The following is an 18,793-nucleotide window of genomic DNA, read 5'->3' as shown; positions in this document are numbered from 1 at the left end:
CTGCGCAGCAGCCCCCCCAATTTACCAGTCAGGTACATCGCATGGGGAGCGCTTCGCACTCCAACGGGGGGCAAGCCCCCTCGCCACAGGCAAGCCCCCTAGCCACAGGCAAGCCCGCCTCGCCACAGGCATGCGCCTTGGCCACAGGCAACCCCCTTGCCACAGGTATTGAGCCAGTTACAACGACTCCAGGCACCCCGCCAAATCATTCCCCAGCTTCTCCAGCACCTGCTCATAGCCCTGAGCAGTCGCCGGTGTGTACCCACCCAACGCATCCAGTTCCGCCAGTTTTACCGGCAACCCCGCCACCAGGGTTTGCGCCAGGCGTGGGCGCAGCGGCGGTTCGCTGAACACGCAGGTTTTGCCGACTTCCTGCAATCGCGTGCGCATCGCCGCGACATGTTGGGCGCCGGGCTGCACTTCCGCTGCAACGCTGAATACGCCCGCGTGCTTGAGGCCATAGGCATCTTCGAAGTAATCGAAGGCTTCGTGGAAGACGAAGTAGGGCTTGCCTTGAATACGTGCCAGACGCTTCTTCAAGCGCTGATCCAGGGCATCGAGGCGCTCGTCGAATGCCTTCAGGTTGCTTTGATAACGCCCGGCGTTGTCAGGATCGGCGGCACTCAGGTCCGCAGCCATTTTGGCAGCGATGACCCTGGCGTTGGTTGGTGACAACCACAAATGCGCATCCAGACTGCCCGGGCGATGATCGTGATCATGTTCATCGGCTTCTTCGGCATGGGAGTGGTTATCTTCGGTGAAATGGCGCAATTGCAGGCCCGGCAGGTCCTGCACGGCGACGCTGGGCAAGGTTCGACCATTAAGTACACGGGGCAGGAAACCTTCCATGTCCGGACCGATCCAGTACAACAGATCCACCGACTGCACTTTGCGTACGTCGGAAGGGCGCAAGGCATAGTTATGCGGCGAAGCACCGGGCGGCAGCAATACTTCCGGAGTGACCACTCCGTCCTGCACCGCTGCTGCAATCAATTGCAGGGGTTTGATGCTGGTGAGCACTTTGACTTCGGCCTGGACCGTGCCGATCAACAGAAAACTGGCGATAAATGCGACAAAAACTGAAAAAAGTCGGGACACGATGACCACTCGATGAGGCGAGAACGAGTAACATAATAACGTCTCTCACAAATCCCGTCGCCGCTCATGCCTAAAACACCGATTGCCAGCCGTCCCCACGACCACTCTCATTGCGTTCACAGCGCTTTGTCCGAGGCCGATGCCCTGTGCTTACGGCAAGGGTTGCGTCTGACTGCCTTGCGTCGGCGGGTGCTGGAGCTCGTGTGGCAGAGCCACAAGCCCTTGGGGGCGTACGACATTCTCGCAGTCCTCAGCGAGCAAGATGGTCGTCGCGCCGCGCCGCCGACGGTGTATCGAGCTCTGGATTTCCTCCTGGAGAACGGCCTTGTGCACCGGATTTCCTCACTTAACGCTTTCGTCGGCTGCAATCACCCGGGACACGCCCATCAGGGCCAGTTCCTGATTTGCCGCGAATGCCATGCCGCTATCGAGCTCGAACAGAAGTCGATCAGCGACACGATCATCATCAGCGCCCAGGATGTCGGGTTCATCGTCGAACGCCAGACCGTCGAAGTGGTCGGGCTCTGCTCGGGTTGCCAGGGGGTTTGATGAGCAACACTTTGATCCGCCTTGAGCAGGTTACTGTCACGTTCGCCGGGCAAAATGTGCTGGACAACATCGAGCTGAGTGTCGAGCCAGGGCAGATCGTGACCCTGATCGGCCCCAATGGCGCCGGCAAGACCACCCTGGTGCGCGCCGTGCTCGGCCTGCTGAAACCCGACAGTGGCAGTGTCTGGCGCAAGCCGAAACTGCGGGTTGGCTACATGCCGCAAAAACTCCACGTCGATCCGACCCTGCCACTGTCTGTACTGCGCTTCCTGCGCCTGGTACCCGGCGTGGACCGAGCAATGGCCCTGGCGGCACTCAACGAGGTCGGCGCCGAGCAGGTCATCGACAGCCCGGTGCAGAGCGTCTCCGGTGGCGAAATGCAGCGGGTGTTGCTGGCCCGCGCCTTGTTGCGCGAGCCGCAACTGCTGGTGCTCGACGAGCCGGTACAAGGTGTCGACGTTGCAGGGCAGGCCGAGCTGTACAGCCTGATCACCCGTCTTCGAGACCGTCACGGTTGCGGTGTGTTGATGGTTTCCCATGACCTGCACCTGGTCATGAGCACCACAGACCAGGTGGTGTGCCTGAATCGTCACGTCTGCTGCTCCGGGCATCCCGAGCAAGTCAGCGGTGACCCGGCTTTCGTCGAGCTGTTCGGCAAGAACGCGCAAAGCCTGGCGATCTATCACCACCACCACGACCACGCCCACGACCTGCACGGCTCGGTGGTCAAGGCGCCCGCGTCGGGCCATACCCATGTTCACGGAGATAGCTGCAAGCATGGCTGATTTTCTGCTGTACGCCCTGCTTGCAGGCCTGGCTCTGGCGGTTGTCGCAGGTCCCCTGGGTTCCTTTGTGGTCTGGCGACGCATGGCCTATTTCGGCGATACACTGTCCCATGCCGCGCTGCTCGGTGTGGCACTGGGTTTCCTGCTGGATGTCAGCCCGACCGTCGCGGTCACCGTAGGCTGCCTGCTGCTGGCCGTCTTGCTGGTGACCCTGCAACAGCGTCAACCGCTGGCGTCCGACACGCTCTTGGGAATTCTCGCACCCAGCACGCTCTCTTTGGGCCTGGTGGTACTAAGCTTCATGCACGAAGTGCGGATCGACCTGATGGCCTACCTGTTCGGCGATTTGCTGGCGATCAGTCCGACTGACCTGGCCTGGATTCTCGGCGGCAGCGCAGCCGTTCTGGCGTTGCTGGTTACCTTGTGGCGGCCATTGCTGGCGATTACGGTGCACGAAGAGCTGGCCAGGGTCGAAGGTTTGCCGGTCGCGGCATTGCGCCTGGCCCTGATGCTGTTGATTGCAGTAGTCATTGCAGTGGCGATGAAAATCGTCGGTGTGCTGCTGATCACTTCGTTGCTGATCATTCCGGCGGCTGCGGCACAGCGTCATGCTCGCTCACCGGAGCAGATGGCACTGGGCGCGAGCCTGCTGGGCATACTCGCCGTGTGTGGCGGGCTGGCGTTGTCCTGGTTCAAGGACACCCCTGCCGGCCCCTCGATTGTGGTGGCGGCCGCTGCGCTGTTTCTGCTGAGTTTTGTTCTGCCCCGTCGAGGGGTGTAGACTTGCTCGTTTTTTGCGCAAATAGAGAGTCGCAGGAATGAAGTCGTCCGCTTCCCGTTATCTGCTCCTGGTTGCATTTTCCTTGCTGCTGGGCGCCTGCCAAAGCACGCCACCGGCGGCCACCCAGGCCATCGATGCGCGGGCCACGGCCATCACACAGCTTGAACAAAGCCTGGCCAGCGATGAACTGGCTACGGCCGAAGGTCAATTGGCGGCACTGCAAGCCGAATCGCCCAATGATCAGTCCCTGGAGCAATACCAGCGTCAACTGGCCGAAGCCTATCTGCGCCGCAGCCAGATAGTGCTGCAAAAAGGTGACGTCAACGCCGCCGCTACCGCCCTCAGCAGGGCCCGCGTCCTGATGCCCAAGGCTCCGGCCCTGACTGGTGGAGTCAATGGCGCCATTGCCGAGGCTCGCAAGGCCGAGCTGGACAAGGCTGAGGCCGCCCTCAAGGCTGCGGAAGCCATGCCCAAGGCAAAAGTTATCGACCCCTCAGCTGAAAGCACCACAGTGGCGCTGAATATCAGCGATATGGGCAAACTGCGTCGCCAACTGGATGCCATTGCCGCCGATGTGGTGAATTATCAGTGCGACGTGAGCATTCAGGCGCCGAGAACCGATGACTATCCGTGGCTGGCGAACCTGCTGACCAAGCGGGTGACGAAACTCGATCCTGATTTCGATCTGAAACTGGAGCGACAGATTCTGCGCAGTGTTCCCGCGCAGATGGTTCTGACCCCTCGCAAACCTTAAAAGCATCGCGGGCAAGCCCGCTCCTGCATTGGAACTGCATCGTTCACAGAACCTGTGTGGGAGCGGGCTTGCCCGCGAAGGCGCCCTACCTCTCAACCAAGATCCTCAGGCCGGAATCGCCTTGGCCTTCGCCTCCCTATCCCAAACCCGATGCTGCCCGATCGCGGCAAAAAACGGCTTGATCAGTTTGGTATCAACCCCAACGACCAACCCTGCATCTACCTCCAGCTTCAATACATCCAGCAACTGCTTCGCCTCACCGTGCAAGGCAATGGCTTTCAGATGCTTGTAGGCCTCCAGCAAGTAATGCAACGCCACGCCGTCAGCGCTCAGCGCCTTGATCGAAGCCGCCCCGCCAGGCACGAACACCGCATCGAACGCCACCGAAGGCATGCCTTCCATCGATGCGTCCACGGGCAATGCCTTGCCATCGGCGCTCGTCACCGGAGCGGAAGTCGGACCCAGCAACTTGGCATGCGCCCCTTCTGCCGCCAACGCCTTCTTCATTGCATCAATCGCTGCGCCATCCACACCATTGGCTGCCAGTATCGCCACCTTGCGGGTCTTGATATCGGCCGGCAGCAAATTGGCCTGGCTCAAGGCTGGCGAGCGATCCAGTGAGGTTTTACGTACTTCGACCGTCCCGGCCTTGGGCGCAGGCAAGCCGAGGTTCTGCGCCACACGCTTGGCCAGTTCCAGATCAATATTGGCGAGGATCTCATTCACTTCACGAGCGCGTATGGCCTCACGCTCGACCTTACCCAGCTCAAAGCTGTAGGCCGAGATGATGTGCTCCTGCTCGTGCTTGCTCATGCTGTGGAAAAACAGCCGCGCCTGGGAGAAGTGATCGCTGAACGACTCGCTGCGCTGGCGGATCTTGTTGGCGTCGATTCGCTCCGGGTAGCTCTCGAAACCACCATCCTGTGCTGCCGGTGGAGTTTCTTTGGGCCAGCCGCCATCGATGGAATTCGGCTCGTAGGAAGCCCGGCCCTTATCGATAGTCGTGCGGTGCAGGGCGTCCCGCTGACCGTTGTGGAACGGCGCTACCGGACGATTGATCGGGATTTCGTGAAAATTCGGCCCACCGAGTCGGCTGATTTGTGTATCGGTGTAAGAAAACAACCGCCCCTGGAGCAGGGGGTCATTGGAAAAATCGATCCCCGGCACGATATGCCCCGGGCAGAAAGCGACCTGCTCGGTTTCGGCGAAAAAGTTGTCCGGGTTACGGTTCAACACCATTTTGCCCAGCGGCGTGATGGGCACGATTTCTTCGGGAATGATTTTGGTCGGGTCGAGAATGTCGAAATCGAAGTCGTGTTCGTTTTCTTCTTCCACGACCTGCACGCCGAATTCCCACTCAGGATAGTCGCCGGTCTCGATCGACTCCCACAGATCACGGCGGTGGTAGTCGGTGTCTTTTCCCGCAAGCTTCTGTGCCTCATCCCACACCAGCGAGCAAGTACCTGCCGTTGGGCGCCAGTGGAATTTGACGAAGCGCGATTTGCCCTCGGCATTGATCAGGCGAAAGGTGTGCACGCCAAAACCCTGCATGCTGCGCAGGCTTTTCGGGATCGCCCGGTCGGACATCGCCCACATCACCATGTGCGCCGACTCCGGTACCAGCGAGACAAAGTCCCAGAAGGTGTCGTGGGCCGAACCGCCCGTTGGGATCTCATTGTGCGGCTCGGGTTTTACCGCGTGCACAAAGTCGGGGAACTTGATCGCATCCTGGATGAAGAACACCGGCATGTTGTTGCCGACCAGGTCGAAATTGCCTTCGTCGGTGAAAAACTTCACGGCGAAACCCCTAACGTCGCGCACGGTATCACCCGAACCACGCGGTCCTTGCACCGTGGAAAAGCGCACGAATACCGGGGTTTTTTTCGCCGGGTCCTGAAGGAAGCCGGCCTTGGTCAGCACCGAGTGATTTTCGTAGCTCTGGAAATAGCCGTGGGCACCGGTCCCGCGAGCATGCACGATGCGCTCGGGAATGCGCTCATGGTCAAAATGCGTGATTTTTTCACGCATGATGAAATCTTCCAGTAACGATGGGCCGCGGGCCCCGGCTTTGAGGGTGTTCTGGTTGTCCGCCACTTTCACGCCCTGATTAGTGCGCAAGGCCTGTGCAGTGGCGTCGGAGCGGAAGGTTTCCAGGCTGTCGAGCTTGGCATTGGTGTTACTGCGGTCCGGGGTATCGGTCCCGGCCATCGTGCTCTTGGTGGTATTAGGCTTCTTGATACTCATCAGGCATGAACTCCTTGGGCGGTTTCGAGTTACTTAAGTAGTGACTGATGAGCCTCTTTGGCCGTTCCTTTTTTCTAACCTTTGATCGCGTTATTGCCAAAAGACAGGACAAATGCGAAATAAATGCTAAGAACCTCTATACGGACAGGCTAAAATGCGCGCCCGGCTAACCGCTGATCCTTTTTCAACGCGCCCCACAAGGTTCGCTACGTGATCGAGTTTCAAAACGTCCACAAAACCTACCGCGTCGCCGGTAAGGAAATCCCCGCCCTGCATCCGACCAGTCTGACGATTGAGAACGGTCAGGTTTTCGGCTTGATTGGTCATTCCGGCGCAGGAAAAAGTACCCTGCTGCGTCTGATCAATCGCCTGGAAAACGCCAGTGGCGGCAAGATCACCGTCGACGGTGAAGAAGTCACCGCCCTCGACGCCAATGGCCTGCGGCGCTTCCGCCAGCAGGTCGGGATGATCTTCCAGCACTTCAACCTGCTGGCCTCCAAGACCGTGGCCGACAACGTCGCGCTGCCGCTGACCCTGGCCGGCGAACTGTCGCGCAGCGAGATCGACTCGCGCGTAGCCGAGTTGCTCGCCCGGGTTGGCTTGTCCGACCATGCGAAAAAATACCCGGCGCAACTGTCTGGCGGGCAAAAGCAGCGTGTGGGCATTGCCCGCGCCTTGGCGACCAAGCCAAAAATCCTGCTTTGCGATGAAGCCACCAGCGCCCTCGACCCGCAGACCACGGCATCGGTCCTGCAATTGCTGGCCGAGATCAATCGCGAGTTGAAGCTGACCATCGTCCTGATCACTCACGAGATGGACGTGATCCGTCGGGTCTGCGATCAGGTGGCGGTGATGGACGCCGGCGTGATCGTCGAACAAGGCTCGGTGGCCGAAGTCTTCCTGCATCCGAAACATCCGACTACCAAGCGCTTCGTGCAGGAAGACGAGCAGATCGATGAAAGCGAGCAGCGTGACGATTTCGCCCACGTGCCAGGCCGCATCGTGCGTCTGACCTTCCAGGGCGACGCGACCTACGCGCCGTTGCTGGGTACCGTCGCCCGGGAAACCGGTGTGGACTACAGCATCCTGGCCGGTCGTATCGACCGCATCAAAGATATCCCCTACGGGCAACTGACCCTGGCCGTGACCGGCGGTGACATGGAAGCAGCCTTCGCCCGCTTCACCGCGGCCGACGTCCACATGGAGGTCCTGCGCTGATGGAAGCCCTGACTAGTTTCTTCGCCAATATCGACTGGTTCGAAATCTGGCTGGCCACCGGCGACACCCTGCTGATGCTGGGTGGTTCGCTGCTGTTCACCGTATTGCTCGGTCTGCCGCTGGGTGTACTGCTGTTCCTGTGCAGCCCGCGCCAGTTGCTGGAAGCCAAAGGCATCTACGCGATGCTGTCGCTGGTGGTGAACATCCTGCGTTCGCTGCCGTTCATCATCCTGCTGATCGTCATGATTCCGTTCACCGTGTTGATCACCGGTACCTCCCTCGGTGTCGCCGGTGCAATTCCGCCGCTGGTGGTAGGTGCCACGCCGTTCTTCGCGCGACTGGTGGAAACCGCCTTGCGCGAAGTCGATCGCGGCATCATCGAAGCGACCCAGGCCATGGGCGCAACCACGCGCCAGATCATCACCAATGCGCTGCTGCCGGAAGCCCGCCCGGGCATCTTCGCGGCAATTACCGTGACGGCTATTACACTGGTTTCCTACACGGCGATGGCCGGTGTGGTCGGCGCCGGTGGCCTGGGTGACCTGGCGATCCGTTTCGGTTACCAGCGTTTCCAGACGGACGTGATGGTTGTGACGGTGGTGTTGCTGCTGGTGCTGGTGCAGGTGCTACAGACCGTCGGCGACAAACTGGTTGTCCACTTTTCCCGTAAATAAGACATGAGCAGGCCATTCGCTGGCAGGCGCCGAACGGGCGCCGCAAGCGGGCACCCACAAGGAGTTAGCTGAATGAAAAAACTACTCGTCGCCTTCGCTGCCGTTGCAGCCTTTTCCGCCCATGCCGATACCCTGACCGTCGCGGCCAGCCCGGTCCCGCACGCGGAAATCCTCGAATTCGTCAAACCGGCCCTGGCCAAGGAAGGCGTGGACCTGAAGGTCAAGGTCTTCACCGACTACATCCAGCCAAACGTACAGGTTGCGGAAAAACGTCTGGACGCCAACTTCTTCCAGCACCAGCCGTACCTGAATGAATTCAACAAGGCCAAAGGCACCAACCTGGTGTCCGTGGCAGGCGTGCACCTGGAACCCTTGGGCGCATACTCCAGCAAGTACAAGACCGTCGCCGAACTGCCGGGCGGCGCCAACGTGGTGATCCCTAACGACGCCACCAACGGCGGCCGCGCGCTGTTGCTGATGGCCAAGGCAGGCCTGATCAAGTTGAAGGATTCCAACAACATCCTGTCGACCGTGAAGGACATCACCGAAAACACCAAAGACCTGAAAATCCGCGAACTGGAAGCCGCCACCATCCCACGCGTGCTGACCCAGGTCGACCTGGCGTTGATCAACACCAACTACGCGCTGGAAGCCAAGCTCGATCCGGCCAAGGACGCGCTGTTCATCGAAGGCAGCGACTCGCCATACGTGAACATCCTGGTCGCCCGTCCAGACGACAAGGACAGCGCCGCGATGCAGAAGCTGGTTGCTGCATTGCACAGCCCGGAAGTGAAGGCCTTCATCCTCGAGAAGTACAAAGGCGCGGTCGTGCCGGCGTTCTGACTTTAACGGGGACGCAGAGCGTCCCTGACTGCATTCCCACGCAGAGTGTGGGAAGGATCAAAAAATGGGGCGCATTGAATGCGCCCCATTTTTTATGCCTGAAACACCACCCCTTGTAGGAGCCGGCTTGCTGGCGATGGCGTACGTGAGATCGCCATCGCCAGCAAGCCGGCTCCTACAAGGGGTTTGCGGTGTTATTTGCGTTTGAGCATCACCGGCAACTGCGCCACCAGCTTCACATTGTTCAACGGCGCCCGGATAAACCCACGCTGGGTCCCGTCCGGCCCGATCACCGCGAGGTTGCCGCTGTGGTCGACGGTGTAGTTGGGCTTGCTGGTGTCAGCCGGGATGAACGGAATGCTCACCGCGTTGGCGACTTTCTCCAGCTCGTCTGTCGAGGCCGGGGTCAAGCCTATGAATTGCGGGTCGAAGTAACCCAGGTACTGCTTCAGCTGCTGCGGGGTGTCTCGGTGCGGGTCGACGCTGACCAAAACGATCTGCAGCTTGTCCACGACATCCTTGGGCAACTCGCTCTTGATCTGCCGCAGCTGGGCGAGGGTGGTTGGGCAGATGTCCGGGCAGAAGGTGTAGCCGAAGAACAGCAGGCTCCACTTGCCTTTCAACTCGTTGATCGTGACCGGCTGGCCATCCTGGTTGGTCATTTTCACGTCCGGCAGGTTGCGGCTTTGCGGCAGCAAAATGATACCGGCGTCGATCAGTGCCGTCGGATCGCCCTGGCCCTTGCCGGAGAGCACTTTGTTGATGGTCAGGCCCAATACCAGCGCTATCAGGGCGACGAGGATGAAGACGGTTTTCTGGGTTCGGGTCATAGGTTCAACAACAAGTAATGGTCAACGAGGAGCGCGATAAACAACAGGAACAAGTAGTAGATAGAGTACTTGAAGGTGTTGATCGCGGCGTGCGGTCGAGTGCCACGGTACAACACCACGGCCCATTGCAGAAATCGCGCGCCCAGGCCGAGAGCGCAAACCAGGTAGAGCGTGCCGCTCATGTGGATCACATAGGGCAACAGGCTGACGGCCAGCAACGCGAAGGTGTAGAGCAGGATGTGAATCTTGGTGTAATGCTCGCCGTGGGTCACCGGCAGCATCGGGATGTCGGCCTTGGCGTACTCCTCTTTGCGGTGAATCGCCAGCGCCCAGAAATGCGGAGGGGTCCAGGCGAAGATGATCAGCACCAGTAGCAATGGTTCGGCGCTGACGTGACCGGTGGCCGCAGTCCAGCCGAGCAGTGGCGGCGCAGCACCAGCCAGGCCACCGATCACAATGTTCTGCGGCGTCGCGCGTTTGAGGAAGCCGGTATAAACCACCGCGTAGCCGAGCAGGGAGGCAAGGGTCAGCCAAGCGGTGAGCGGGTTGGTAAAGGCCAGCAGCAAGGCTTGTCCGAGGGCCGCCAGGATCAGGGCGAAGGTCAGCGCTGCGGTCGGTGAGACCCGGCCTTCAGCCAATGGCCGCTTGCGGGTGCGCGCCATGATCGCGTCAATACGCCGGTCCACCACATGGTTGACCACCGCCGCGCCACCCGCGCACAGGGCGATCCCCAAATTGCCGAACACCAGCACGGTCCATGGCACCCCGGCGCGGGTCGCGAGGAACATCCCGACCAGTGAAGTGATGAGCATCAGCACCACCACTTTTGGCTTGGTCAGCTCCAGGTAGTCACGCCAAAGCGCCTGTCCAGGATGTGCGCCGATCAAAGTCGCCATGGCATCTCTCCTTTTATTGTTATGGGTCCGGCTGAATGTTTACGCAGGCTGAAGCGCCAGCGTGACGGCTGCTTGACCCGGACCAGACTGGTCCGGGCGTGGTAATTGACCAGCACCATTGTCAGCAACAGTGCCGCGCCCCCTGCGTTATGGGCGACGGCTACCGGCAACGGCAGGTGAAAAAGCACATTGCTGATGCCCAGGGTGATTTGAGCGGCGAGGGCGACCAGCACCAGGCCTGCCAGACGTGTCATGCCGACTCTTTTCAATTGCCAGGCCAGGCCCAGCAGCACCAGGGTCACCAGCAAGGCACCGATACGGTGGGTCAGGTGAATCGCCGTGCGGGCATCGCTGTCCAGTTGTCCGCCGAGGTAGTTCGGGCCGATGTGCTGGGTCAGGTGGAAGCCATTGGCGAAGTCAGCCGCCGGCAACCACTGGCCGTGGCAGGTAGGGAAGTCGATACAGGCGACAGCGGCATAGTTGGAGCTGACCCAGCCACCAAGGGCGATTTGCCCGATCACCAGCAACAGCCCCGCAGTCGCCCAATACTGCAGACGTCGTGGCACCGTCAGCGCCGGCAGTACGCCGGACAGGCGCAAGGTCAGCAGAAAAAGAAGGCTCAACGTCGCAAAACCGCCGAGCAGATGCCCGGTGACCACCTGCGGCCAGAGCTTGAGCGTAACCGTCCACATGCCGAACGCGGCTTGGGCGACGACCACCGCCAACAAAAACAACGGCAGCTTCACCGGTTGTCCGGGATGACGACGATGCACCCAGGCACGGCCGGCCAGCACCGCGATCAACATCCCCAACGTGCCGGCGAAGTAACGGTGGATCATTTCGTTCCAGCCCTTGTGGGCCTCGACCGGCGCTTCCGGAAAGTGCAATTCGGCATGGGCCAGCTGGGCTTCGCTTTTCGGCACGCTGATGAACCCATAGCAGCCAGGCCAGTCCGGGCAGCCGAGGCCGGCATGAGTCAGGCGGGTGTAGGCCCCGAGCAACACCACAATCAGTGCCAGCAGTGTGGCAAACAGCGCGAGGCGAAATCCAGGTTTGGCCATGACGATGCCCTTATCCGATGTTCGACAGTTTCAACAGGTGGCGCAGATCGTTCAGCAGGTCCTTGCCTTTCACCGACGGGTCGTAGCGCAGCACCAGATTGCCGTGGGGGTCGATGATCCACAGCTGCGGTGCGGTCTTGTCGCCGGTGGTTCGGCTAAAGATGGTCAGGTCCAGGGGATAACGTTGCAACTGCGGATATTCGCGTTGCAGCTTGGCGTCGTAATCGGCGTTCAAGGGTTGCGCAGCGGCCAGGGCGTGGCTGGCGCGGGACGCATCACGACCCAGACCGATCTGGATTTGTCGCACCAGGTACACCAATTGCTGGCAGTCCACCGCGCAGTCGCTGGGCGCCGTCACCAGCAGCTGCCAGCGATCTTCCTGAGCCTGCACGCCGATATCGGCGCGGGTCTGGCCGTTGCCTATCAGTTCACCGTGATAACTGCGGCCCTCGGGCACCCAGAAATTCAGCTTGTACATGCCGGTGGCGAGGATCATCGGACCGATCACCCCAAGCAGAATCAGCAGCAGCTGCAAGCGCCCCTTGCGCCGGCTTGCCGACGGTTTCGCTTCAGACATGCTGGGTGGATTCATGGCCGCTCCCATGGTGTTTCTCCTTTGCGTTATGCCAACCGAGGTAGAGATAAAGACCGAACAGAGCGAGCGCCATGGCGAACCACTGAACGGCATAAGCGATGTGTTTTTCCGGCCCCATGGCCACCACCGGCCAATCGGCCCGATAGATCGCCGGGCCGTTTTCGGCGCGCAATTGGTAGGCGAACCCTTCACGATTGAGCGCAGCCCAGAGTTTGTTCGGGTCAACCGCCGTCACCACTTGCGGCCAGGTGGTGCTGTCCGGGTCGGCGTGCAACTGGAAAGTGGCGCCGGGCGAGACATACACCCAGGCATCGAAGCTCAAGGTTTGAGTGGGAGTGGTGAATTGCGGCGCAGTACGGCGGTCCGGCCATGGCAACCAGCCGCGATTGACCAGCAGCCAGAGTCCACTGGCCCGGTCCTGGAATGGCTGCAGTAGCTCGACCCCGACCTTGCCGTCATGCTGTCGGTTATCCAGCAGCAGGCTGTGCTCGGCATCGAACTCGCCCTGCAGACGAACCCGGCGAAAGGCTGGATCTTCGGTATGTGGCAGCTCGGTACTGGCCATCGGCTCGGCTGCCCGGCGCTCGGCGTAGCTTTGCAGCAGCGCGCTTTTCTCCGCGCCCCGGCTCAATTGCCAGAACCCCAGGTATACCAGCAGCGGCAGCAACAGCGCGACCACCAGTGTTGGCACGATACCCGGCCGAAAACGCTTCATGGCATCGCCAGAAAGTCGGTCATCGCGATAGCTATACTCAAATGCATCGCTTGTTCCCCCGGAGTCTCACCATGCTCAAAGCAGCCATCGTCCTGATGCTGATTGCCACGGTTGTCAGCCTGTTCAGCGGCCTGTTTTTTCTGGTCAAGGACGACAGCAGCTCTAACCGCCTCGTCATTGCCTTGAGTGTTCGTGTTGCTCTGGCCGCCATTACCGTGGCTTTGATCGCTTGGGGTTTTTTCAGCGGCCAGTTGGTGTCTCATGCTCCCTGGTAGTTGGGTGGTGTGTCAGCGAGGCAAGCGTTGCCTGACACACCATCGCGAGCAGGCTCGCACCTACAGCACATAGACGAAAACAAACAACCCGATCCACACCACATCAACGAAGTGCCAGTACCAGCTCGCCGCTTCAAAGCCGAACTGATGCTCGTTGTCGAAATGCCCACGCATGACCCGCATCAGCATCACGAACAGGATGATGGTGCCGATGGTCACGTGAGCACCGTGAAAACCGGTGAGCATGAAGAACGTGGCGCCATAAATGCCCGAACCGAGGGTCAGACCCAGTTCACGATAGGCGTGTATGTACTCTTCAGCCTGAAAGCCGAGGAATGCGCAACCGAGAAGCACGGTAATTGCCAGCCAGAGTTTCAACGCGCCGCGATGGCCTTTTTTCAGGGCATGGTGGGCGATGGTCACGGTGACGCTGGAACTCACCAGCAGCACGGTGTTGAGCAGCGGCAGGCCCCAGGGGCTGATGACGTCCTTGGGTGGCGGGAAAAGTTTAGAATCCGGATTGTTCAGCAGCGGCCAGGTGAACTGGAAGTTCGGCCACAGCATGTGCGCGATGCCTTTCGCACCGTCACCGCCAAGCGCCGGGCCGGACACATGGCGCACATAAAACAGCGCGCCGAAAAAAGCGATGAAGAACATCACTTCCGAGAAAATGAACCAGCTCATGCCCCAGCGAAACGAACGATCCATTTGCGCGCTGTACAGGCCGCCGCGGCTTTCCTTGATCACCGTGCCGAACCAGCCGAACAACATGTAGGCCAGCAGCAGGCCCCCGACGAAAAAGATCAGCGGCCCGTGGGATTCCGGGCGCGCGGCCTTCAGGTCGTTAAACCAGGTGGCCAGGCCCAATACCGTAACGAACATACCGACCGTGGCAATGATCGGCCACTTGCTCTGGGCCGGTACGTAATAGTGTTCATGAGTTGGCATTTATTGTTCTCCTTATCGGGCACGCTCAGCCGCCAGTGTTTACAGCTACCGGTGGATGTCGGGCGGTGATATCGAACAGCGTGTAGGACAGCGTCAGGTGCTTCACATCCTTGGGCATGTCACGGTCAACGATGAAACGTACCGGCATCTCGATCCGCTGACCGGGCTGCAGCACTTGCTGGGTAAAGCAGAAACATTCGGTCTTGTGGAAATAGGCCGCCGCCGTGCTCGGCGCAATGCTCGGCACGGCCTGGGCGCTCATGGGCCGGTCGGTGGGGTTGTGGGCGATGAAGATCATCTCGTTCACAGCCCCCGGATTGGCTACCAGTTCTGCGCCCTTGGGATAGAAATCCCAAGGCATGTCGGCGGTGTTGGTCGACAGGAACTGCACGCGGACCTGCCGCGAGGTGTCGACCGTCTGTTCTCCCTCGTATTGCCCGGCGGTCTTGCCGTTGATGCCGAAGGCCTTGCACATCACGTCGTAGATCGGCACCAGGGCGAACCCGAACACAAACATTGCTACCACCACCAGTAACAGGCGGGTGACCAGTTTCTTCATGGAAATCGAGTCAGCCATGGTTTCCAGCCCCCACCGAGAACCCTGTGGGAGCGGGCTTGCTCGCGAAGCAGACGCCGCAGTCCGTCAGATAAACTGCGTTATCGTTCTTCGCGAGCAAGCCCGCTCCCACATAGGGTTGCGTGTTCATTTCACTTCCGGCGGCGTGGTAAAGGTGTGATACGGCGCCGGTGACGGAATGCTCCACTCCAGGCCTTCAGCACCATCCCACGGCTTGGCCGGTGCCGGTGCACCGCCGCGAATGGTCTTGATCACGATGAACAGGAAGAAAATCTGCGTGGCGCCAAACATGAATGCGCCGATCGACGACACCATGTTGAAGTCGGCGAATTGCAGGTTGTAGTCCGGAATCCGCCGCGGCATGCCCGCCAGCCCTACGAAGTGCATGGGGAAGAAGGCCATGTTCATGCCGATGAACGACAGCCAGAAATGCAGCTTGCCGAGGGTCTCGTCGTACATGTGGCCGGTCCATTTCGGCAACCAGTAATAGGCCGAAGCGAAGATCCCGAAGATCGCCCCCGGCACCAGCACATAGTGGAAGTGCGCGACCACGAAATAGGTGTCCTGGTACTGGAAGTCCGCCGGGGCGATGGCCAGCATCAACCCGGAGAAACCGCCAATGGAAAACAGGATCACAAAGGCCACGGCAAACAGCATCGGCGTCTCGAAGGTCAGCGAGCCCTGCCACATGGTGCTGGCCCAGTTGAACACTTTCACTCCGGTGGGTACGGCAATCAGCAGCGTGGCGTACATGAAGAACAATTCGCCCACCAGCGGAATGCCGACCACGAACATGTGGTGGGCCCAGACGATGAATGAAAGGAACGCGATGCTCGCCGTGGCGTAGACCATCGAGGTATAGCCGAACAGCGGCTTGCGCGAGAAGGTCGGGATGATCGAGCTGACGGCACCGAAGGCCGGCAGGATCATGATGTACACCTCGGGGTGACCGAAGAACCAGAACACATGCTGGAACAGAACAGGGTCACCGCCACCGGCGGCACTGAAGAAGCTGGTGCCGAAGTGGATATCCATCAGCATCATCGTCACGCACCCGGCCAGTACCGGCATCACCGCGATTAGCAGGAATGCGGTGATCAGCCAGGTCCAGACGAACAACGGCATTTTCATCAAGGTCATGCCGGGGGCACGCAGGTTAAGGATGGTGGCGATCACGTTGATCGCGCCCATGATCGAACTGATGCCCATCAGGTGGATGGCGAAAATGAAGAAGGTCACGCTTTCCGGCGCATAGGTCGTCGACAGCGGGGCGTAGAACGTCCAGCCGAAGTTCGGTCCGCCTCCCGGCGTGAACAGGGTCGATACCAGCAGGATGAACGCCGCCGGCAACAGCCAGAAGCTGAAGTTGTTCATCCGCGGCAGCGCCATGTCCGGCGCGCCGATCATCAGCGGGATCATCCAGTTGGCGAGGCCGACGAAGGCTGGCATCACCGCGCCGAAGACCATCACCAGGCCATGCATGGTGGTCATCTGGTTGAAGAATTCCGGCTGGACGATTTGCAGGCCCGGCTGGAACAGCTCGGCGCGAATCACCATCGCGAACGAGCCGCCAAGCAGGAACATGGAGAATGCAAACCACAGGTACAGCGTGCCGATATCCTTGTGGTTGGTGGTCAGCACCCAGCGCATCAGGCCTTTGGCGGGGCCGTGGGCGTGGTCGGCGTGACCATGGTCATCAATGACGGCGCTCATGGTTTGTCTCCTGCAAGCAGATGGGCTGGGATGGCCGGGGCGTGCTGCCCCGACCGGTTCCGTACATGCGCAATAGACCGGGTCATTTGCTTTCCGCCTGTTTCAGCTCCAGCACTTCTTTTGGCGTGACCATGTCGCCTTTGTTGTTGCCCCAGGCATTGCGTTCGTAGGTCACGACCGCTGCGATATCGACTTCCGACAGTTGCTTGCCGAACGCCGCCATGGCGGTGCCGGGCTTGCCGTGGAAGACTATGCCCAAGTGATCCTTGATCGGTCCGGTGGCAATTTTCGAGCCCTTGAGCGCCGGGAACATCGGCGGCAAGCCCTGGCCTTCGGCCTGGTGGCAGGCCACGCAAGCGGTGTGATAGACCTTGTCGCCGCGCTCCTTGAGCTCGTCGAGGGTCCATTCCTTGCTGGTCAGTTCTTTGAGCTGCGCAGCCTCGGCCTTGCGCTCGGCCAGCCACTTCTCGTAGTCGGCTTTCTCCTTGACCTCGACCACGGTCGGCATGAAGCCGTGATCCTTGCCGCACAGTTCGGCGCACTGGCCACGGTAGATGCCGGGCTTGTCGACGCGGGTCCAGGCTTCGTTGACGAACCCCGGGATCGCATCGCGCTTGACTGCGAAGGCCGGCACCCACCAGGAGTGGATAACGTCGGCGGAGGTCACCAGGAAGCGCACCTTGGCACCGACCGGCAAGACCAATGGCTTGTCGACCTCGAGCAGATAATGCTCGCCCTTGGCTTCCTTGTTGTGGATCTGATCGGCGGGAGTGGCCAGGTTGCTGAAGAACTCGACATCCTGACCCAGGTATTTGTAGTGCCACTTCCACTGGTACCCGGTGACCTGGATATCGATCTCCGGCTCACTGGCGTCGTACATCTTGATCAGGGTCGCGGTAGCGGGAATCGCCATCGCCACCAGGATCAGGAAGGGCACGATGGTCCAGAGGATTTCAACGGTGGTGCTTTCATGAAATTTAGCAGCCACCTGCCCGGTCGAGCGGCGGTGGAGAATCATCGACCAGAACATGGCACCAAAGACGATGATGCCTATCACCACACATATCCAGAAAATGGTCATGTGCAGGTCGAATACTGCGTGACTGATCTCAGTCGCTCCAGGCGCCATATTCACAGTCCAGGCTGCTTGTGCCTGACCGAAAATCGACCACAACAGGAGGCCCATCCAGACATGTGGATGTCGCATCATTGCGGGTTCCCCTTATCGTTCTTGTTATCCCGCCGGCTTTCACCTGCGGCAAGGGAGCGGCTGCATCAGACTACGAACTTGAGCACCGGGCCTTGCTGCATATGCAGTCGGGCGTCATCAGCTAACTCCATTCCACCCCGAGTATAGACAGCGACTCTCACCTCGCAATGTGAAGGCGTAAATGATCTGAAACAGCATTCACTTGCATTGCAGGTCACGAATGGAGAAGGATGTGGACGAGTGGTGGCAAATGGATATAACGGAGGCGTCTCAAGGATGAAATAATTATGACAAATGCGTCTTAGCATTTTTCGTAAGCCAGCTAAGTTATGTCTTCCCTATTTCATTGCCTTGTTTCCTGGAGTTTTCATGAACACCGCCGCATTGCGCGAGCAGATCCAAAAAGCCCAACAACACGAGAAAGAGACCGGCCTGCTGACACGTCAGCTGCAAACCCAACTGCCTCACCTGCACCCTGCCATCCAGCTACCCGAGGCCGATGCCAACGGCGTGCTGGCGCGTTTCGTTACCACCTACATCGAAGAAGTGCCTGACCTGCTGGACGCAGCCAATGAAGTCGCCAGGGAAGCGGGCATTGAGTCGCAGATCAAACCGGTGCTGAAAATCGCCGAGCAGTATTTCCTCCAGCCGCCGGCGATCATGGCCGGGCACGTCGGGCTCGACAGCCTGCTGGACGAAGCCTATCTGGCGCACCGTTTCGTAGAAGAGGTCAATGACCTGTACATCAAGCATTTTGGCCAGCCGCTGATCCCCCTGGACATGACTGTTGCCAACCTGATTGCTCACCAATTGATCGGTGAGTCGTTCGCCAACCAACTGGATGAAGTGGTGCATCACACCATCGACGAGATGCTGAACGACGAAAGCTTCGCCCTGGAATCGGTGGAAGCCTACCGCGACAAGCTCAATAGCCCGGACACCGGTGCCGCCTGGAAACGCTGGCCGTGCATGTCCCGCCGTCTGGGTGTAGGCCTGGAGCTGGATCAGCCTGCAGCCTGATCCTCAA

Annotated in this window: 20 protein-coding genes; 9 read left to right on the top strand and 11 right to left on the bottom strand. The window is 59.9% G+C overall.

The window, feature by feature from the left end; translation table 11 throughout:
* Positions 1-177 precede the first annotated feature (177 nt).
* Positions 178-1,098, bottom strand: coding sequence for a zinc ABC transporter substrate-binding protein ZnuA (gene znuA, locus ASE98_RS05465; protein WP_060540363.1), 921 nt, complete (start codon positions 1,096-1,098; stop codon positions 178-180).
* Between the two features lie 66 nt (positions 1,099-1,164).
* Here znuA and ASE98_RS05460 point away from each other — a divergent pair, with 66 nt between their 5' ends.
* The 4 genes from ASE98_RS05460 to ASE98_RS05445 are packed head-to-tail and all read left to right on the top strand — an operon-like array spanning position 1,165 to position 3,967.
* The gene (locus ASE98_RS05460; protein WP_060540362.1) at positions 1,165-1,647 is read left to right on the top strand and encodes a Fur family transcriptional regulator; all 483 of its coding nucleotides are present in this window, start codon (positions 1,165-1,167) and stop codon (positions 1,645-1,647) included.
* Entirely contained in the window at positions 1,647-2,432 is a 786-nt protein-coding gene (znuC, locus tag ASE98_RS05455) for a zinc ABC transporter ATP-binding protein ZnuC (protein WP_060540361.1), read from the top strand. The genes ASE98_RS05460 and znuC overlap by 1 nt, the downstream gene beginning before the upstream one ends.
* Positions 2,425-3,213 carry a zinc ABC transporter permease subunit ZnuB gene (gene znuB / locus ASE98_RS05450; protein WP_060540360.1) on the top strand — a complete coding sequence of 263 codons (789 nt, stop codon included), beginning with the start codon at positions 2,425-2,427 and terminating at the stop codon, positions 3,211-3,213. The genes znuC and znuB overlap by 8 nt, the downstream gene beginning before the upstream one ends.
* A gap of 37 nt (positions 3,214-3,250) precedes the next feature.
* Positions 3,251-3,967: a PA5502 family lipoprotein gene (locus ASE98_RS05445; RefSeq protein ID WP_060540359.1), complete on the top strand. Its 717-nt coding sequence runs from the start codon at positions 3,251-3,253 to the stop codon at positions 3,965-3,967.
* A 105-nt stretch (positions 3,968-4,072) separates the two neighbouring features.
* On the opposite strand, the gene katE is transcribed toward ASE98_RS05445, so the two are convergent.
* A complete protein-coding gene (gene katE, locus ASE98_RS05440) occupies positions 4,073-6,211 on the bottom strand; it encodes a catalase HPII (RefSeq protein WP_060540358.1) in 2,139 nt (712 codons plus the stop codon).
* Positions 6,212-6,421: 210 nt separating this feature from the next.
* Here katE and ASE98_RS05435 point away from each other — a divergent pair, with 210 nt between their 5' ends.
* From ASE98_RS05435 to ASE98_RS05425, 3 genes are all read left to right on the top strand, one after another.
* Positions 6,422-7,429 carry a methionine ABC transporter ATP-binding protein gene (locus ASE98_RS05435; protein WP_060540357.1) on the top strand — a complete coding sequence of 336 codons (1,008 nt, stop codon included), beginning with the start codon at positions 6,422-6,424 and terminating at the stop codon, positions 7,427-7,429.
* Complete coding sequence (locus ASE98_RS05430; RefSeq protein WP_057712603.1) at positions 7,429-8,103, top strand: methionine ABC transporter permease; 675 nt, start codon at positions 7,429-7,431, stop codon at positions 8,101-8,103. Before ASE98_RS05435 ends, ASE98_RS05430 begins: the two co-directional genes overlap by 1 nt.
* 72 nt (positions 8,104-8,175) lie before the next feature.
* The gene (locus tag ASE98_RS05425; RefSeq protein WP_060540356.1) at positions 8,176-8,946 is read left to right on the top strand and encodes a MetQ/NlpA family ABC transporter substrate-binding protein; all 771 of its coding nucleotides are present in this window, start codon (positions 8,176-8,178) and stop codon (positions 8,944-8,946) included.
* A gap of 194 nt (positions 8,947-9,140) precedes the next feature.
* On the opposite strand, the gene ASE98_RS05420 is transcribed toward ASE98_RS05425, so the two are convergent.
* From ASE98_RS05420 to ASE98_RS05400, 5 genes are read right to left on the bottom strand one after another with little or no spacing between them, the layout of a single operon-like run.
* Complete coding sequence (locus tag ASE98_RS05420) at positions 9,141-9,776, bottom strand: SCO family protein (RefSeq protein WP_060540355.1); 636 nt, start codon at positions 9,774-9,776, stop codon at positions 9,141-9,143.
* Positions 9,773-10,672: a heme o synthase gene (gene cyoE, locus ASE98_RS05415; protein WP_060540354.1), complete on the bottom strand. Its 900-nt coding sequence runs from the start codon at positions 10,670-10,672 to the stop codon at positions 9,773-9,775. Before cyoE ends, ASE98_RS05420 begins: the two co-directional genes overlap by 4 nt.
* Positions 10,660-11,733: a COX15/CtaA family protein gene (locus ASE98_RS05410; RefSeq protein WP_060540353.1), complete on the bottom strand. Its 1,074-nt coding sequence runs from the start codon at positions 11,731-11,733 to the stop codon at positions 10,660-10,662. The genes cyoE and ASE98_RS05410 overlap by 13 nt, the downstream gene beginning before the upstream one ends.
* Positions 11,734-11,743: 10 nt before the next feature.
* Positions 11,744-12,337, bottom strand: a complete 594-nt coding sequence (locus ASE98_RS05405; protein ID WP_060540352.1) for a hypothetical protein — start codon at positions 12,335-12,337, stop codon at positions 11,744-11,746.
* Positions 12,303-13,043 carry an SURF1 family protein gene (locus ASE98_RS05400; RefSeq protein WP_060540351.1) on the bottom strand — a complete coding sequence of 247 codons (741 nt, stop codon included), beginning with the start codon at positions 13,041-13,043 and terminating at the stop codon, positions 12,303-12,305. The genes ASE98_RS05405 and ASE98_RS05400 overlap by 35 nt, the downstream gene beginning before the upstream one ends.
* Before the next feature lie 71 nt (positions 13,044-13,114).
* Between ASE98_RS05400 and ASE98_RS05395 the strand changes: the two genes are divergently transcribed.
* A complete protein-coding gene (locus ASE98_RS05395) occupies positions 13,115-13,318 on the top strand; it encodes a twin transmembrane helix small protein (protein ID WP_060540350.1) in 204 nt (67 codons plus the stop codon).
* A 60-nt stretch (positions 13,319-13,378) separates the two neighbouring features.
* Here ASE98_RS05395 and ASE98_RS05390 read toward each other — a convergent pair whose 3' ends face one another.
* From ASE98_RS05390 to coxB, 4 genes are all read right to left on the bottom strand, one after another.
* Positions 13,379-14,266, bottom strand: coding sequence for a cytochrome c oxidase subunit 3 (locus tag ASE98_RS05390; protein WP_060540349.1), 888 nt, complete (start codon positions 14,264-14,266; stop codon positions 13,379-13,381).
* Between the two features lie 25 nt (positions 14,267-14,291).
* The gene (locus ASE98_RS05385; RefSeq protein ID WP_060540348.1) at positions 14,292-14,843 is read right to left on the bottom strand and encodes a cytochrome c oxidase assembly protein; all 552 of its coding nucleotides are present in this window, start codon (positions 14,841-14,843) and stop codon (positions 14,292-14,294) included.
* A gap of 126 nt (positions 14,844-14,969) precedes the next feature.
* On the bottom strand, positions 14,970-16,556 hold the full coding sequence (gene ctaD, locus ASE98_RS05380; RefSeq protein ID WP_060540347.1) for a cytochrome c oxidase subunit I: 1,587 nt from the start codon (positions 16,554-16,556) through the stop codon (positions 14,970-14,972).
* 82 nt (positions 16,557-16,638) lie between these two features.
* A complete protein-coding gene (gene coxB / locus ASE98_RS05375) occupies positions 16,639-17,766 on the bottom strand; it encodes a cytochrome c oxidase subunit II (protein WP_060540346.1) in 1,128 nt (375 codons plus the stop codon).
* Positions 17,767-18,135: 369 nt separating this feature from the next.
* Between coxB and ASE98_RS05370 the strand changes: the two genes are divergently transcribed.
* Positions 18,136-18,786 (top strand): hypothetical protein, encoded by a 651-nt coding sequence (locus tag ASE98_RS05370; protein WP_060540345.1) that lies wholly within the window; start codon positions 18,136-18,138, stop codon positions 18,784-18,786.
* The last annotated feature ends 7 nt before the right edge of the window (positions 18,787-18,793 follow it).

Origin of the sequence: Pseudomonas sp. Leaf48, assembly GCF_001421885.1 — a bacterium.
In the GTDB taxonomy this organism is placed as follows: Bacteria; Pseudomonadota; Gammaproteobacteria; order Pseudomonadales; family Pseudomonadaceae; genus Aquipseudomonas.
This window is presented reverse-complemented; position numbering and strand designations above follow the sequence as displayed.

Bases quoted from the DNA above. Each gene is read 5' to 3' on its own strand.
- ASE98_RS05420 (WP_060540355.1), bottom strand. From the start codon at position 9,776: ATGACCCGAACCCAGAAAACCGTCTTCATCCTCGTCGCCCTGATAGCG.
- ASE98_RS05430 (WP_057712603.1), top strand. From the start codon at position 7,429: ATGGAAGCCCTGACTAGTTTCTTCGCCAATATCGACTGGTTCGAAATC.
- ASE98_RS05410 (WP_060540353.1), bottom strand. From the start codon at position 11,733: ATGGCCAAACCTGGATTTCGCCTCGCGCTGTTTGCCACACTGCTGGCA.
- ASE98_RS05405 (WP_060540352.1), bottom strand. From the start codon at position 12,337: ATGGGAGCGGCCATGAATCCACCCAGCATGTCTGAAGCGAAACCGTCG.
- ASE98_RS05400 (WP_060540351.1), bottom strand. From the start codon at position 13,043: ATGAAGCGTTTTCGGCCGGGTATCGTGCCAACACTGGTGGTCGCGCTG.
- ASE98_RS05390 (WP_060540349.1), bottom strand. From the start codon at position 14,266: ATGCCAACTCATGAACACTATTACGTACCGGCCCAGAGCAAGTGGCCG.
- ASE98_RS05395 (WP_060540350.1), top strand. From the start codon at position 13,115: ATGCTCAAAGCAGCCATCGTCCTGATGCTGATTGCCACGGTTGTCAGC.
- cyoE (WP_060540354.1), bottom strand. From the start codon at position 10,672: ATGGCGACTTTGATCGGCGCACATCCTGGACAGGCGCTTTGGCGTGAC.
- coxB (WP_060540346.1), bottom strand. From the start codon at position 17,766: ATGATGCGACATCCACATGTCTGGATGGGCCTCCTGTTGTGGTCGATT.
- ASE98_RS05385 (WP_060540348.1), bottom strand. From the start codon at position 14,843: ATGGCTGACTCGATTTCCATGAAGAAACTGGTCACCCGCCTGTTACTG.
- znuB (WP_060540360.1), top strand. From the start codon at position 2,425: ATGGCTGATTTTCTGCTGTACGCCCTGCTTGCAGGCCTGGCTCTGGCG.
- katE (WP_060540358.1), bottom strand. From the start codon at position 6,211: ATGAGTATCAAGAAGCCTAATACCACCAAGAGCACGATGGCCGGGACC.
- ASE98_RS05460 (WP_060540362.1), top strand. From the start codon at position 1,165: ATGCCTAAAACACCGATTGCCAGCCGTCCCCACGACCACTCTCATTGC.
- ctaD (WP_060540347.1), bottom strand. From the start codon at position 16,556: ATGAGCGCCGTCATTGATGACCATGGTCACGCCGACCACGCCCACGGC.
- znuC (WP_060540361.1), top strand. From the start codon at position 1,647: ATGAGCAACACTTTGATCCGCCTTGAGCAGGTTACTGTCACGTTCGCC.
- ASE98_RS05370 (WP_060540345.1), top strand. From the start codon at position 18,136: ATGAACACCGCCGCATTGCGCGAGCAGATCCAAAAAGCCCAACAACAC.
- ASE98_RS05445 (WP_060540359.1), top strand. From the start codon at position 3,251: ATGAAGTCGTCCGCTTCCCGTTATCTGCTCCTGGTTGCATTTTCCTTG.
- ASE98_RS05425 (WP_060540356.1), top strand. From the start codon at position 8,176: ATGAAAAAACTACTCGTCGCCTTCGCTGCCGTTGCAGCCTTTTCCGCC.